The organism is Kutzneria viridogrisea DSM 43870, assembly GCF_000525635.1.
In the GTDB taxonomy this organism is placed as follows: domain Bacteria; phylum Actinomycetota; class Actinomycetes; order Mycobacteriales; family Pseudonocardiaceae; genus Kutzneria; species Kutzneria viridogrisea.
Genome location: NZ_CP007155.1, coordinates 9320863 through 9335836, shown reverse-complemented (window position 1 = coordinate 9335836; position 14974 = coordinate 9320863). Strand labels below are relative to the sequence as shown.

Annotated in this window: 13 protein-coding genes; 12 read left to right on the top strand and 1 reads right to left on the bottom strand. The window is 71.1% G+C overall.

The genetic code is table 11. The annotated features are described in order from the left end of the window. The first annotated feature begins 6 nt into the window (after nucleotides 1-6). From KALB_RS40985 to KALB_RS40945, 9 genes are all read left to right on the top strand, one after another. A complete protein-coding gene (locus KALB_RS40985; RefSeq protein WP_148309848.1) occupies nucleotides 7-822 on the top strand; it encodes a DUF5666 domain-containing protein in 816 nt (271 codons plus the stop codon). Beyond that, complete coding sequence (locus KALB_RS40980) at nucleotides 815-2341, top strand: efflux RND transporter periplasmic adaptor subunit (protein ID WP_025361486.1); 1527 nt, start codon at nucleotides 815-817, stop codon at nucleotides 2339-2341. The genes KALB_RS40985 and KALB_RS40980 overlap by 8 nt, the downstream gene beginning before the upstream one ends. Nucleotides 2342-2370: 29 nt before the next feature. After that, the gene (locus KALB_RS40975) at nucleotides 2371-2970 is read left to right on the top strand and encodes a DUF5666 domain-containing protein (protein ID WP_025361485.1); all 600 of its coding nucleotides are present in this window, start codon (nucleotides 2371-2373) and stop codon (nucleotides 2968-2970) included. A gap of 41 nt (nucleotides 2971-3011) precedes the next feature. Beyond that, nucleotides 3012-3713 (top strand): response regulator transcription factor, encoded by a 702-nt coding sequence (locus KALB_RS40970; protein ID WP_030111489.1) that lies wholly within the window; start codon nucleotides 3012-3014, stop codon nucleotides 3711-3713. Then, nucleotides 3710-5200, top strand: a complete 1491-nt coding sequence (locus KALB_RS40965) for a sensor histidine kinase (protein WP_051913392.1) — start codon at nucleotides 3710-3712, stop codon at nucleotides 5198-5200. Before KALB_RS40970 ends, KALB_RS40965 begins: the two co-directional genes overlap by 4 nt. A 633-nt stretch (nucleotides 5201-5833) precedes the next feature. Beyond that, nucleotides 5834-7162, top strand: a complete 1329-nt coding sequence (gene hemL, locus KALB_RS40960) for a glutamate-1-semialdehyde 2,1-aminomutase (protein ID WP_025361483.1) — start codon at nucleotides 5834-5836, stop codon at nucleotides 7160-7162. Between the two features lie 20 nt (nucleotides 7163-7182). Continuing rightward, nucleotides 7183-7788, top strand: coding sequence for a histidine phosphatase family protein (locus KALB_RS40955; RefSeq protein ID WP_030111487.1), 606 nt, complete (start codon nucleotides 7183-7185; stop codon nucleotides 7786-7788). Then, nucleotides 7785-8366 carry a TlpA family protein disulfide reductase gene (locus tag KALB_RS40950; protein WP_025361481.1) on the top strand — a complete coding sequence of 194 codons (582 nt, stop codon included), beginning with the start codon at nucleotides 7785-7787 and terminating at the stop codon, nucleotides 8364-8366. The genes KALB_RS40955 and KALB_RS40950 overlap by 4 nt, the downstream gene beginning before the upstream one ends. Before the next feature lie 108 nt (nucleotides 8367-8474). Next, nucleotides 8475-10535, top strand: a complete 2061-nt coding sequence (locus tag KALB_RS40945) for a phosphocholine-specific phospholipase C (RefSeq protein WP_025361480.1) — start codon at nucleotides 8475-8477, stop codon at nucleotides 10533-10535. A 54-nt stretch (nucleotides 10536-10589) separates the two neighbouring features. Here the strand turns inward: KALB_RS40945 and KALB_RS40940 are convergent, their stop codons facing one another. Next, nucleotides 10590-11396, bottom strand: coding sequence for an alpha/beta hydrolase (locus KALB_RS40940; RefSeq protein ID WP_051913391.1), 807 nt, complete (start codon nucleotides 11394-11396; stop codon nucleotides 10590-10592). A gap of 252 nt (nucleotides 11397-11648) precedes the next feature. Here KALB_RS40940 and KALB_RS40935 point away from each other — a divergent pair, with 252 nt between their 5' ends. Genes KALB_RS40935 through ccsB form a run of 3 tightly spaced genes read left to right on the top strand, consistent with a single transcriptional unit; the run spans nucleotide 11649 to nucleotide 14962 of the window. Further along, nucleotides 11649-12428, top strand: a complete 780-nt coding sequence (locus KALB_RS40935; protein ID WP_025361478.1) for a cytochrome c biogenesis CcdA family protein — start codon at nucleotides 11649-11651, stop codon at nucleotides 12426-12428. Beyond that, nucleotides 12429-13994, top strand: a complete 1566-nt coding sequence (resB, locus tag KALB_RS40930; RefSeq protein WP_042221357.1) for a cytochrome c biogenesis protein ResB — start codon at nucleotides 12429-12431, stop codon at nucleotides 13992-13994. Then, nucleotides 13994-14962: a c-type cytochrome biogenesis protein CcsB gene (gene ccsB, locus KALB_RS40925; protein WP_025361476.1), complete on the top strand. Its 969-nt coding sequence runs from the start codon at nucleotides 13994-13996 to the stop codon at nucleotides 14960-14962. The genes resB and ccsB overlap by 1 nt, the downstream gene beginning before the upstream one ends. Nucleotides 14963-14974: the final 12 nt, after the last annotated feature.

The following is a 14974-nucleotide window of genomic DNA, read 5'->3' as shown; positions in this document are numbered from 1 at the left end:
CCACCGATGTCCCTTCACCCCGCAGCACGACGGTCCGGCCTGGTGCTGGTCGCGGGCGCGCTCTCCGTCACCCTCGCCGCCTGCGGTGGCGGCTCGTCGGCCACGCCCTCCGGCGGCACCCAGGCACCCAGCTCCTCGCGCGGGCCGGGGCAGGGCGGCACCCGGCCCGGGGCCTTCGGCACGGTCGCCGCCGTCACCGGGTCCACCGCCCAGGTGCAGAACCCGCAGAATGGCCAGGTAGCGGTGACCTTCAGCGACAGCACCACGTTCACCGAGACCGTGTCCGGCGCGTTGCGGGACGTCACCGCCGGTTCCTGTGTGGAGGTCACCGGTACGGGTCCTGCCGTCGCGGGCCAGCCGCTGACGGCCAAGTCGGTCACGATCACCCAGGCTGGTACGAGCGGCTGCCGGGTCCCGGGCAACGGCGGTGCGAGCCGCACGCCGAACCCGAGCCGGACCCCCGACCCGAGCCGCCAGCCCAGGCCCAGCGGCAGCGCCTCGCCCTCGGCGGCAGGCCGCGCGTTCGGCACGGTCAGCGCCGTGTCCGCCAACGGGTTCACCACGCACGGCACGAGCCCGGCAGGCGGCCCCGCCGTGGACACCGCGGTGACGGTGGACTCCGCGACGACCTTCACCAAGACGGTCAGCGCCAACTCCAGCGCCGTGGTCGTCGGGGTCTGCGTGGCCGCCTTCGGCACCGCCGACGACACGGGGGCGATCACCGCGAAGTCGATCACCGTCAGCAAGCCGGGGCCGAACGGGTGCAACACCGGGTTCGGTCAGGGCGGGCGCCGCGGTGGCAATGGGGGCAACGGTGGCTGAGCGCAAGAACCGCCGCTGGCTGCGCGGCCCCAAACTCGTCGTCGGCGGAGTCGCGGTGCTGCTCGTGGCGGGCGCCGCGGTCGCGTGGGCCTCGACGCAGCCCAGCTCGCCGAGCTACCGGAGCGTGGCGGCGGCACCGGCGACCGTCACGGACACCTTGCAGGCCACCGGCACGATCCAGCCGGTTTCCCAGGCCACGGTCGGCTTCCCGGTCGCCGGTCAGGTCGCCTCGGTGGCCGTCGCCGTGGGGCAGAAGGTGACGGCCGGGCAGTTGCTGGCCCAGCTGAACACGACCACGCTCGCCGGTCAGGTCAGCTCGGCACAGTCCACTGTGGCCACTGCGCAGGCCAAGCTCGCCACCGACCAGAACAGCCAGACCACGGTTGCCAGCACCGCGCCGAAGTCCTCGTCCAGCAGCGCACTGTCCACAATGGTCAAAGGGCTCGGCGACAGCCAGGACGCGGTGCGCAAGGCCCAGCAGCAGGTGGACGCCGACCTGACCCTGGTCAGCGCCGCGGTGAAGCAGTCCAAAGCCTCCTGCCCGACGGTGGTCTCCGCGCTGGGTGACCAGCACGCACCACCCGAGCAGAGCCAGGTCAACGACTGCTCGGCCCTGTTGCAGCAGGTGCTCGACGCCCAGACGAAGACGGCCACCGACGAGCGCGCACTGGCCGATGCCGAGACCAAGCTGTCCCAGGCCCTTGGCAAGGCCGTCAGCGCGGTGAACACCCCCGCGAGCACGAGTTCCGGTAACGCGGGCCGTTCCGGTGGCCAGTCGCAGGGACCGGCCAGTGCCGAGCAGATCGCCGCCGACCAGGCCTCCTTGGACGCGGCCAGCGCGCAGTTGGCCGCCGCGCGGCAGAACCTGGCCGCGGCCGACCTGGTCAGCCCGATCGACGGCACGGTCGCACAGGTGAGCCTGGTCGCCGGGCAGTCCTCCGCGCAGGCGCACGTCGTGGTGCTCGGCGCGGGCGCGTCCCAGGTCACCACGGCCGTCAACGACACGCAGGTCGGCAAGGTCAAGCCCGGTCAGCAGGCCAGCATCACCCCGGACGGCGCGAGCAGCCCGATCAGGGGCAAGGTGACCTCGGTCGGCGCGCTGTCCAGCACCACCTCGGGCGGTGCGCCCAGCTATCCGGTGACCATCTCGCTGGAGGGCACCGGGCAGTCCCTGTTCGCCGGGGCCACCGCCACCGTGTCGATCACGCTCGGCTCGGCGCAGGCCGCTGTCGCCGTGCCGACCTCAGCCGTGCACTCGGTCGGCGGTTTCAGCTTCGTCACCAAGCTGGTCGACGGACAGACCGGCCAGGTCCGGGTCACACTGGGCGTGACCGGTTCGGCGCTGACCCAGGTCACCGGGGGACTCCAGGCCGGTGACCAGGTGGTGCTCGCCGACCTGGGCCAGGAACTGCCGACCGCCACCTCCAACCGGGGGCTGACCGGCGGCGGCGCCCGCGGCGGCTTCGGCGGCGGTGGCGGCACGGGTGGCGGCGGTCGCACGGGCGGGCCGACCCGGTGACGCTCGACGAGAACAGCACAGGAGACGACGTGTCCGAGCAGCAGCCCGCGGGCGGCAAGCCCAGCCCGGAGCAGCCCGCGGTGCAACCCCAGCCCGGGGCGACCGCCACCGAGCCGCCGGCGGCGGCCTTCGCGTTCGGCGAAGGGCAGCCGCTGAGCCCCCCGCCGCCGCCAGCGCCGAAGCAGGGCGTCAGCAAGTTGACGATCGGGTTGGGTGTCGCCGTGCTGGTGCTGGCGGCCTTCGGCGGTGGCGTGTGGCTGGGCAAGGCGACCTCCGCCCCGTCGGGCAACCCGCGCGGCGAGTACGGCGGCAGGCAGTTCCCGGGCGGTCCCGGCGGCCAGGGTGGCCAGCAGGGCCCCGGCGGTCAGGGCGGTCAGAACGGCCGCGGCGGGTTCGGGCGCGGCACGGCGGGCACCGTCGACCACGTGGACGGCACCACCGTGTACGTCAAGCTGCCCAACGGAACCCTGGTCAAGGTGTCCACTTCGGAGTCGACCAAGGTCGAGGTCAGCAAGCCCGGCTCGCTGTCCGATCTGACCCAGGGCAGCCAGGTCGTGGTGCAGGGACAACCCGGTCAGGACGGGACGGTGAGCGCGCAGACCATCACGCAGCGCCCGGCGTCCGGGTGACACCCGTCGAGGCCACTTGCCCCTCCGTGGAGGATGTGCACATGGCCGAGCCAACCAAACGCAGCAGGCTGCTCGTCGTCGAGGACGAACCGAGCATCCGCGAACTGCTGGCAGCCAGCCTGCGCTTCGCGGGGTTCGAGGTGGACACCGCGGCCACCGGCACCGACGCGCTGCGGGCTGTCGAGCGCCAGCGGCCCGACCTGATCCTGCTCGACGTGATGCTGCCCGACCGGGACGGCTTCGAGGTGGTGCGCAGGCTGCGCTCGGGCGGCAAGGGCGTGCCGGTGCTGTTCCTGACCGCGCGCGACGCCGCCGAGGACAAGATCACCGGCCTGACCATCGGCGGGGACGACTACGTCACCAAGCCGTTCAGCCTGGAGGAGGTCATCGCCAGGGTGAACGCGGTGCTGCGCAGGACAAAGGCCCAGCCCGAGCCGCCGGACAACCGGTTGCGCTACGCGGACCTGGAACTGGAGGTGGAGAGCCACGAGGTGCGCAGGGCGGGCCGCCTCGTGCAGCTCTCGCCCACGGAGTTCAAGCTGCTGCACTACCTGCTGCGCAACGCGGGCCGAGTGCTGTCCAAGGCGCAGATCCTGGACCAGGTGTGGCACTACGACTTCAACGGTGAGGCGGGCGTGGTCGAGTCCTACATCTCGTACCTGCGCCGCAAGGTGGACGACGTGGAACCCCGACTGATCCACACCGTGCGCGGTGTCGGGTACGTGCTGCGGCAGTCCACGTGAGAGCCGTCAAGCTGACCAAGGACGCCTTCGGCCGGCTGCCGCTGCGGGTGCACCTGGTGGCCGGCCTGGTGCTGATGGTCGCCGTCGCGCTCTTCGGCGCGTGGATCATCAGCTCCGAGGTGCTGGAGAACTACCTGCTCGACCAGACGGACACCAAGCTGCGCGGGCAGAGCCTGTTCTACGAGCGCCAGTTGCGCGACCAGCAGCCGCTCCCGCGCGGGACGGGCGGCGCCCGAGGGGGACGCCCTCGCCCACCCATGCTGGGCAGCCTCGCCTACATGCGCACGCCAACGGAGAGCCGCTACCTGCTGGCGCCCAGCGAGGTGGGCACGGCCCGCCCGCTGTTCCCGCCACTGGGCGCCATGCAGCCGGGCAAGGCGATGACCGTGGGCTCGCAGGACGACTCGGGGCTGCGTTGGCGGATCGCGCTCACCCAGGTCGGCAGCACCGAACTGATCGTCGGCACCGACCAGGGCGACCTGGACCAGGCCGTCAACGACCTGCGGATCAACTCGCTGCTGATCAGCATCGGCGCGCTGCTGCTGGTCGCCGGACTGGGCTACGCGCTGGTCCGGGGCAGTCTGCGCCCGCTGGAGGAGGTCGAGTCCACGGCGGAGGTCATCGCCACGGGTGAGCTGTCCCGCCGGGTACCGGTGCGCAGGCCGGGCAGTGAGGTCGGGCGGCTGGCCAACGCGCTCAACGTGATGCTGGAGCGCATCGAGGACGCGTTCGTGGCGCGCAAGAACTCCGAGGCCGCCGCCAAGCGGTCGGAGAGCAAGATGCGCCAGTTCGTCGCGGACGCCTCGCACGAGCTGCGCACCCCGCTGACCTCCATCCGCGGCTACGCCGAGCTGTACCGGCAGGGCGCGGCCACCTCGCCCACCGAGGTGGCGGAGGTGCTGCGCCGCATCGAGGACCAGGCGGCCCGGATGGGGCTGCTGGTCGAGGACCTGTTGCTGCTGGCGAGGCTGGACCAGCAGCGCCCGCTGGAGCAGCGGCACGTGGACCTGGCGGTGATCGCCGTGGACGCCGTGCACGACGCGCGGGTGCTCGACCCGGACCGGCGGATCGGCCTGCAACTGGAGACCTCCTCCGGTGCGGACGAGGACTCCGGTGCCGAACTGGCCGTGCTGGGCGACGAGGCGCGGCTGCGCCAGGTCGTGGGCAACCTGGTCAGCAACGCGCTGACGCACACGCCCGCGGGCACCCCGGTGGACGTGCGGCTGCGCAGGCAGGGCGTCAACGGGGAGCGGCTGGCCGTGCTGGAGGTCGCCGACCAGGGACCCGGGCTGTCCGCCGAGCAGACCGACCGGGTCTTCGAGCGGTTCTACCGGGCCGACGCGGCACGCAGCAGGCAGAACGGCGGCACGGGTCTCGGGCTGGCGATCGTGTCGGCGCTGGTGGCCGCGCACGGCGGCCGGGTGGAGCTGGACACCGAGCCCGGCAACGGGGCCACCTTCCGCGTCCTGCTGCCGGAGTCCGGCTGAGCGACACGCGAGTCCCGGGCTCAGGAGCGCGAGTCCCGCTCGCAGGCATGCGAGTCCCGGGCTCAGGGGTGTGAGTCCCGTTCTGAGGGGTGTGAGTTCCGGGCTGACTGCGTGTCGGCGCTTGCGGGGCTGCTCGGGTCGCCCGCTGGAAAGACGCGGGCTCTCCCGAGCGGGCGTGGACTCGGTCGGGGACGGCTGTGCCCGCTTCGCTCTTGGCGCTCCTCCGGAGCGCGGCGTCTTCGCTCTGACCCGGTCTCTTCCCTTGTCCCACGATGATCACTGAACAGATGTGATCATCTTGGGCCCGCGGTCCAGAGACCGGCGCGAAGACGCGGGACCGGCGCGAAGAGGCGGGGCGAGGGGTGGGGGAGTCAGGCCGGGACTCACGCTCCGCTGGCCGGGACTCGCCGACCTCAGGGCGGGACTCGCGCACCCCAGAGCGGGACTCACCCCAGCCCGGCGCGTGTCGGCGCTTGGTGACCCGCGTGTCGGACGTTCCCGTGCGGTGTGTCGGCGCAACACGGCGTACCGCGAGCGCCGACACGCGGTACCGCGAGCGCCGACACGCGATGTGGGCCACAGCGGGGTGCCCCGGGGCGGCGGGGGCGGGCGGGGCGCTGCAAGACTGGGGGTGTGACGACCGAGCAGGCAACCAGCGTCGAATCCTCGCGAGCACTGTTCGCACGGGCCGCGCAGGCCACGCCGGGTGGGGTCAACTCCCCGGTGCGGGCCTTCCACTCGGTGGGCGGCACCCCCCGGTTCATGGTCCGGGGCGAGGGCCCGCACCTGTGGGACGCCGACGGCAACCGCTACGTGGACCTGGTCAGCTCCTGGGGGCCGATGATCCTGGGCCACGCGCACCCGCAGGTCGTGGACGCGGTGCGCAAGGCGGCCCAGTACGGCCTGTCCTTCGGCACGCCCACCGAGGGCGAGGTGCTGCTGGCCGAGGAGATCATCGCCAGGGTCGAGCCGGTGCAGCGGGTGCGGCTGGTCAACTCCGGCACCGAGGCCACGATGAGCGCGATCCGCCTGGCGCGCGGCTTCACCGAGCGCCGCAAGGTCGTGAAGTTCGCGGGCTGCTACCACGGGCACGTGGACGCGCTGCTCGCGCAGGCGGGCTCCGGGGTGGCCACGCTCGGGCTGCCGACCACGCCCGGGGTCACCGGGGCGCAGGCCGCCGACACGATCGTGCTGCCCTACAACGACATCGAGGCGGTCCGTGCCGCGTTCGCGGCCAACCAGGGCGAGATCGCGGCGGTGATCACCGAGGCCGCCGCGGGCAACATGGGGGCCGTCGCGCCGGAGCCGGGCTTCAACGCCGCGCTGCTGGAGCTGTGCCACGCGCAGGGCGCGCTGCTCGTCATCGACGAGGTGATGACCGGCTTCCGGGTCTCGGCCGCCGGTTGGTACGGCCTGGAGGGTGTCGCGGGCGACCTCTACACCTTCGGCAAGGTCATGTCGGGCGGGCTGCCCGCCGCGGCCTTCGGCGGACGGGCCGAGGTGATGTCCAGGCTCGCGCCCGAGGGCCCCGTCTACCAGGCGGGCACGCTGTCCGGGAACCCCGTTGCCGTGGCGGCGGGTCTGGCCACGCTCCAGGCCGCCGACGAGGACGTGTACCGCGCGCTGGACCGCAACGCGCGCAAGCTGGGCCAGCTGTTCACCGAGGCGCTGACCGCCGAGGGCGTCGCGCACCGCGTGCAGTACGCGGGCAACCTGGTCAGCGTGTTCTTCACCGAGGAGCCGGTCCGCGACTACACGGGTGCCCAGGCCGCGCAGACCTGGCGCTTCCCGCCGTTCTTCCACGCGCTGCTGGCCCGCGGGGTGTACCCGCCGCCCAGCGCGTTCGAGGCCTGGTTCGTCAACGCCGCCATGGACGACGAGGCGTTCGAGGTGATCGAGCAGGCCCTGCCGCACGCCGCCGCGGCTGCCGCTGCCGCCACTGCCCCGGAGGCCGCCAAGTGACCACCACCGTCGTCCACCTCATGCGGCACGGTGAGGTGCACAACCCCAGCGGGATCCTCTACGGCCGCCTGCCCGGGTTCCGGCTGTCCACGCTCGGTGAGAAGCAGGCCCTGCGTGTGGCCGAGCACCTGGCGGACCGGGACATCGTGCACGTCGTGGCCTCCCCGCTTGAGCGGGCGCAGCAGACCGCCACCCCGATCGCGGACTCGCACCGTCTGGAGCTGGCCACCGACGACCGGCTGATCGAGGCGGGCAACCAGTTCGAGGGCCTGAAGGTGGCCGTGGGCGACGGGGCGTTGCGCTCCCCGCAGCACTGGCCCAAGCTGCGCGACCCGTTCACCCCGTCCTGGGGCGAGCCGTACCTGAAGATCGCGCACCGCATGCTGGGCGCCGTGCAGCGGGCCCGCGCGATCGCCGCCGGGCACGAGGCCGTGTGCGTGTCCCACCAGCTGCCGGTGTGGACCGTGCGCCGGTTCCTGGAGGGCAAGCGGATGTGGCACGACCCGCGCAAGCGGCAGTGCTCCCTGGCCTCGCTGACCAGCCTGACCTTCGAGGACGAGCAGCTGGTGCGCATCTCCTACAGCGAGCCCGCTGGCACGAGCAACGCGCGGGTGACCGGCGCATGAGGCGCGCACTGGTGCTGGCCGTGGCCGCCGTGGCCGCGCTGACGGCGTGCTCCACCGGCAAGGACGCCGCGCAGTTCGGCGGCGGTGGCGGCTTCCAGTTCGTGGCGCCCGGCGGGCAGACCACGATCGACTACGAGGGCACGCAGCGGCAGGCGCTGACCGAGTTGTCCGGGGACAGCCTGCTGGAGGACGGCAAGCAGGTGAAGCTGAGCGACTACCGGGGCAAGGTGGTCGTGGTCAACATCTGGGGCTCCTGGTGCGGGCCCTGCCGCACCGAGGCCCCGGAGTTGCAGAAGCTCTACGCGGACAACAAGGCCGCCGGGTTGCAGGTGATGGGCGTGGACGTGCGCGACGACAAGGGCGCCGCGCGGGACTTCTACCACAACCAGAGCCTGGACTACCCGTCCATCTTCGACCCGCCCGCCCGCTCCCTGCTGGTGCTCCAGGGCTATCCGCGCACCACCACGCCCACCACGCTGGTGCTCGACCGCCAGCACCGGGTGGCCTGGGTGTCCCTTCTGCCCGTCAAGCCCGATCAGCTCAACGCCAAGGTCAAGGCGCTGCTCGCCGAGAAGTAGGCCGAAGTTTGCTGATTGTTTCCGTTCTTATGACGGGTTTTCCGCGCACAATCGCTCACCTATAGTCCCCTCCAGCCCGTGCCACCCACCACGGATGGAGGCCCCACCATGCCCGAACTCCCGCCCGGAGTGACCCGTCGCCGGTTCATCGGCGGAGTAGCCGGAACCGTCGCCACCGCCGGTGCGCTGGGCTCGCTCGCACCCGGCATGGCCGAGGCGCTGGCCCAGCCTCGCCTGCGCGGCCGGATCGAGGACGTCGAGCACGTGGTCGTGCTCATGCAGGAGAACCGGTCCTTCGACCACTACTACGGCACGATGAGCGGGGTCCGGGGCTTCGGGGACCGGTCCGCCGTGGTGCAGCCCAACGGGCTGGACATCCTGCGCCAGTACGACGGCGGGCGCTCAGACGGCAAGTACCTGCTGCCCTTCCACGTGGACACCGCCAAGGTGGACGGCCAGGACATGGGCGACCTCGGGCACGGCTGGGACGACCAGCACCAGGCGATGGCCGATGGGGCCAACAACGCCTGGATCGCCGCCAAGGGTGAGAACACCATGGGCTACTTCACCGACGCGGACATCCCGTTCCACCGGGCGCTGGCAAACGCGTTCACCCTGTGCGACCACTACTTCTGCTCGGTGCAGGGCCCGACCACGCCCAACCGGCTCTACCTGTTCACCGGCACCATCGACGCCGACGGCAAGGCGGGCGGCCCGGCCAACTACAACCCGGCCGACTACAAGCCGGTGTTCCGCTGGACCACCTACCCGGAACGCTTGCAGGCCAACGGGATCTCCTGGAAGGTCTACGCCAACGACGAGGTGGGCGACAACGGTTCGCACCCGTTCGTCGGCGACTACGGGGACAACCCGCTGTGGCTGTTCGACGCCTACCACAAGGACTACAACAGCGAGTTGTCCCAGCGCGCCAAGGTGTTCGGCGCCAACAACTGGAAGGCCGACTCGGGCAAGGGCAAGGACGTCAGCCACGTGCTGTCCGACTTCGTGGCCGACTGCAAGAGCGGGTCGCTGCCCAAGGTGTCCTGGGTGGTGGCGCCCTACGGCTACTGCGAACACCCCGAGGCCCGGCCGGTGGACGGGGCCGTCTACACGCAGACCGTGCTGAACGCCTTGTGGGCCAACCCGAAGCTGTGGGAGTCCACCGTCGTCTTGATCAACTATGACGAGAACGACGGCTTCTTCGACCACGTGCCGCCGCCGATGGCCCCCTCGGGCACCGCGGGCGAGTACATCAGCGGCAAGTCGATCGGGCTCGGCGCCCGCGTGCCGATGACCGTGATCTCCCCGTGGAGCCGGGGCGGCTGGGTCAACTCCGAGGTGGCCGACCACACCTCGGTGATCCGCTTCCTGGAGCAGTGGACCGGGGTGCAGGAGCCGAACATCACCGCGTGGCGCCGGTCCATCTGCGGGGACCTCACCAGCTGCTTCGACTTCGCGCAGCGCAACACCTCGATCCCGACCCTGCCGGACACGGCGAAGCTGCGTAAGCAGGCCGACGACACGCAGACCAAGCTGCCCGCGGTGAAGCCGCCCGCAGTGGGCAAGCAGGTCGTGCCGGTGCAGGACGCGGGCACCCGGCCCGCCCGTCCGCTGCCCTACGCCCCGCTGGTGGCCTTCGCCCTGAGCACGGACAAGAAGACCGTCACCACCACGTTCACCAACCAGGGCAGCGCCGACGTGCAGCTGTGCGCCTACCGGGCGGACGGCCGCGGCGACGGGCCCTGGTTCTACGACGTGCCCGCGGGCAAGCAGGTCACCGACACGTGGAACGCTCAGCTCAACGGCGCCAAGATCGGCATCGCGGTGCACGGCCCGAACCGCTGGCGCTGGGAGTACCAGGCCAACTCCAACGCCGCGACCTCCGGCGTCGAGGTGACCGCGACCTACACCGCGGAGCACAAGCTGCGGCTCACCTTGCAGAACAGCGGCAGCAAGGCCGTGAAGTTCACCGTGAAGGCCAACCACTACCGCGGTGACGGGCCGTGGACCTACACCGTGCAGCCGGGCAAGGCAACCGGCGACGACTGGAACGTGCTCAGCTACGGCAACGGCTGGTACGACCTGTCGGTCACCGCCGACCTCGACGCGGGCTTCCTGCGCCGGTTCAGCGGCCACGTGGAGAATGGCCAGCCCAGCGTCACCGGCTGAGCCCCCATGTCCTGAAAGTGCCGTATGAGACATCAGATGTCTCATACGGCACTTTCAGGACACCCCGATCGCGTGGAGCAGCATCGGCAGCGAGCGGTGCAACTCCCGTTGCCAGTAGGCCCAGTTGTGCCGGCCGGGGCCGTAGAAGTCCTTGGTGACCGGGATCCTCAGCTCGTCCAACCGGTTCAGCAGCACGGTGGACTCGGCGTGCACGACCTGTTCGATGCCGTCGTCCAGCAGTGCGCAGCACGGGTCCAGCGGCCCGGCCTTGCCGTTGCCCGAGGACATGAACAGCGTGGTGTGGCGCAGGTTCCCGGCCAGCAGCGGCGGGCTGTGCTGCTGCCACAGCTCGCGCTGCGCGGGCACGGCCGGGTCTCCCCACAGGTTCTGCCAGATCGAACCGGGGCAGAGCAGGCCCATCGCCTTGGTGGCGTCCGGGAAGTCCAGCGGGTCGACCGCCCCGGAGTAGCTGGCGGCGGCGCGGATCAGGTCGGGGTGCCGGGCCGCGTAGGTCATCGCGCCGAAACCGCCCATGGACAGCCCGGCCACGGCGATCTGGTCGTTCGCGCGGTAGTGCTCGCGCAGGTAGTGCGGCAGTTCGGTGAGGTGGAAGGTCTCCCAGGCAGGTGTGCCGCCGCGGCCCTGGTTCCACCAGTCCGAGTAGTTGCCGCACTTGCCCGCCTCGGGCATCACCACGATCGCCTCGGTCGTGGCGGTCAGCGACGCCACGTCCGTGTGCTCGGTCCACGCGCGGTAGTCGTCACCGGAACCGTGCAGCAGGAACAGCATTGGCCAGGTCCGCGCGGAGTTCGCCGACCAGTCGGGTGGCAGCAGCAGCCGCACCGGGACCGCGTAGCCCATCGCCTGGGACGGCACGTGCGCGTCGACCGATCTCGTGGCCGCCTGCGCGTTCGGCGCCAATGCGCAGCACAAGGTCAAAGCAGCGCAAAAAGCCAGCATTCTTCGCATTCTGACCCGCTCCCCGGTGGACAACCGAATGCCCAATCGGAATAACCGGGACGGCGCTGTACGAATGACGCACGAACGGGTGGGTGAATGCGCGGAACGGACCCGGTCGTGCGGTGATCTGGACCACTACCTACCCTCGACAGAGTGACCTCGCTGGAGCAGTTGGCCGCGTCGGGGCCGCTGGTGCTGGCCGCCGCAGTGGCGCTGCTGGCCGGTGCGGTCTCCTTCGCGTCCCCGTGCTGCATCCCGCTGGTGCCCGGGTACCTGGCCTACCTGGCCGGTCTGGTCGGCGCCGAGGCACCGGCCGTCGCCGAGGGCGAGGTGCCCAAATCGGGGCGCTGGCGCGTCGTCGGCGCAGCCCTGCTCTTCGTGCTCGGTTTCACCGTGGTGTTCACGGTCGGCACGGTGACCCTGTTCGGGCTGACCGATCTGCTGCTGCTCAACCAGGAGTTGTTGCAGCGCATCGGCGGCGTGGTGACGATCGGCATGGGGCTGGTCTTCGTCGGGCTGGTTCCCGCGCTGCAGAAGGACCTGCGCCCGCACCGCACACCCCGGCTCGGCCTGCTCGGCGCCCCGCTGCTGGGCGCGGTGTTCGGGCTGGGCTGGTCCCCGTGCATCGGCCCGACCCTGGGCGGGGTGCTCTCGCTGACCGCGGGCACGCCGATCGGCCCGCTCGCGCTGCGCGGGCTGCTGCTGATGCTCGTGTTCTGCCTGGGACTCGGCCTGCCCTTCGTGCTCATCGCGATGGGCGCGCGCTGGGCCGTGCGGGTCACCGGCTGGGTGCGCAGGCACGTGCGGGCCGTGCAGCTCACCGGTGGGGTGCTGCTCATCGCCGTGGGCGTGCTGCTGGTCACCGGCCTGTGGGGCGAGCTGGTCGCCCTGATCCAGCAGAACCTCGTCACCGACTCCTCGGTGCCGCTGTAGATGGGGGCCAAGATCCGCGACTTGCTGGCGTTCCTGCGCAACACCTGGCGCGGTCTCACGGCCATGCGCACCGCCCTGATCCTGTTGGCCCTGCTGGCATTGGGCGCGCTGCCCGGCGCGCTGCTGCCGCAGCGGCAGCTCAACCAGTTCAAGGTGACCCAGTACCTGAACGAGCACGGCTGGTGGGGCAGCCTGCTGGACCGGTTGCAGTTCTTCGACGTCTACTCCAGCGTCTGGTTCTCCGCGATCTACTTCCTGCTGTTCATCTCGCTGGTGGGCTGCCTGACCCCGCGCACCTTCGAGTACCTGAGGCAGTCCACGGCCAAGCCGGTGATCACCCCGCGCAACCTGGCCCGGCTGCCGCACCACGCCCGCGGCACGGTGGACCTGGACGTGGACCAGGTGGTCGAGGCCTCACGCAAGCGCTTGCGCGGTTGGCGCACCGTGGTGCGCGAGGAGGAGGACGGCGGTCGCAGCATCAGTGCCGAGCGCGGCTACCTGCGCGAGACCGGCAACCTGGTGTTCCACTTCGCCCTGCTGGGCCTGGTCGTGTCCTTCGCCATCGGCAAGCTGTTCAGCTACGACGGCCAGGTGGCCGTGGTCGCCAACGGCACGCAGTTCTGCAACTCCGGGGTGCTGTCCTACGACGAGTTCCACCCCGGCCTGAAGGTGGACGGCACCCAGCTGGACCCGTTCTGCGTGCGGGTCAACAGCTTCGCCGCCACCTACCTGCCGACCGGGCAGGCCGACAAGTTCCACGCCGACGTGGACTACCAGTCCGGCGAGGACCTGGCCACCGGCACCTGGCGCCCCTACGACCTACAGGTCAACTCCCCGCTGCGCACCGCGGGGGACCGGGTGTACCTGCTCGGGCACGGCTACGCCCCGGTCTTCACGGTGACCTTCCCCAACGGCGAGCAGCGCACCAAGGTCACCCCGTGGCCGCCCGCCGACGGCACCACCCTGCTGTCCTCGGGCACCACCACCTTCGACCCGCCGGACACCACCGACCAGGGCGAGCTGCGCAAGCACCAGATCGCGATCACCGGGCTGTTCGCGCCCACCGCCGCGTACCAGGGAACCGTGCTGTCCTCGCAGTACCCGGCGCCCAACGACCCGGCCGTTGCCGTGGACGTCTACCAGGGCGACCTGGGCAACAACTCCGGCCTGAGCCACAACCTGAACAGCATCGACCAGTCCATGGTGGACCAGGGCAGGCTGGTCAAGAAGGTGCGCAAGAACCTCAAGCCCGGCGAGGAAGTCAAGCTCGAGGACGGCACGAAGATCCGCTTCGACAAGGCCGAGCAGTTCACGCAGTTGCAGGTCTCGCACGACCCGACCCAGACCTGGGTGCTGGTCTTCGCCGTACTGGTGCTGGTCGGGCTCGCCGGTTCGCTGGCGATCAAGCGCCGCAGGGTGTGGGTCCGCGTCACCCCCGCGGGTGAGGACGAGCCGGGCGGACGTACCGTTGTCGAGGTCGGTGGCCTGGCCCGCACCGATCAGGCTGGTTACGGCGAGGAGTTCACCAGGCTCGCCGCGGAGCTGCTGACGGGGAAGGAAACCTGATGCCGGTCAACGAGACCCTGGCCCGCTACAGCGACTGGGCCTACGCCTCCGCTGTCGTGATCTACGTGCTGGCCATGGCCTTCTACCTGGTCGAACAGGGCATGACCAAGCCGAAGCGGCAGCGCGAGCGGGAACTGGTCATCGCCGTGGCCTCGGGCGGCGAGACGGTCGTCACCGAGGGGCCGCGCGCGCTGCCCCCGGAGCGCGGGATCAGCCGCGCCGAGCGCATCGGCCGCATGGGCATGGCGCTGAACGTGCTCGGCGTCCTGCTGCACGGTGCCGCCGTCCTGCTGCGCGGGCTGGCCACCGAGCGCGTGCCGTGGGGCAACATGTACGAGTACGACTCGGCGATCTGCCTGGTCGCCGTGGTCACCTGGCTGGTGCTGGCCCGCAAGTTCGACCTGCGCAGGCTCAGCGCGTTCGTGCTGCTGCCCATCGTGATCCTGCTCTTCCTCGGCGGCACCGCCCTCTACAGCACCGCTGCCCCCGTGCAGCCCGCGCTACAGTCCTACTGGCTGGTGGTCCACGTTTCGGTGATCGCCGTGTCCAGCGGCATGCTGCTGGTCGCCGGGGTGGCCAGCGTGCTGTACCTGCTGCGCAACGCGCACGAGCAGAACCCGGGCCGCTTCGCCAGGCTCGCCGCCAGGCTGCCCGCCGCGGACGTGCTGGACCGGCTCGCCTACCGGGTCACCGTGCTGGGCTTCCCGCTGTTCACCTTCGGGGTGATCTGCGGGGCCATCTGGGCCGAGTCCGCCTGGGGCCGGTTCTGGGGCTGGGACCCCAAGGAGACCTGCGCCTTCGTGGCCTGGGTGGTGTACGCGATCTACCTGCACGCCAGGGCCACCGCGGGCTGGCGCGGCAACCGCGCCGCCGTGATCAACGTCGTGGCCTGGGTGGCCATGGTGTTCAACCTGTTCTTCATCAACCTGGTCACCTCCGGGCTGCACTCCTACGCCGGCGTCGCCTGAGCCTGATCACGA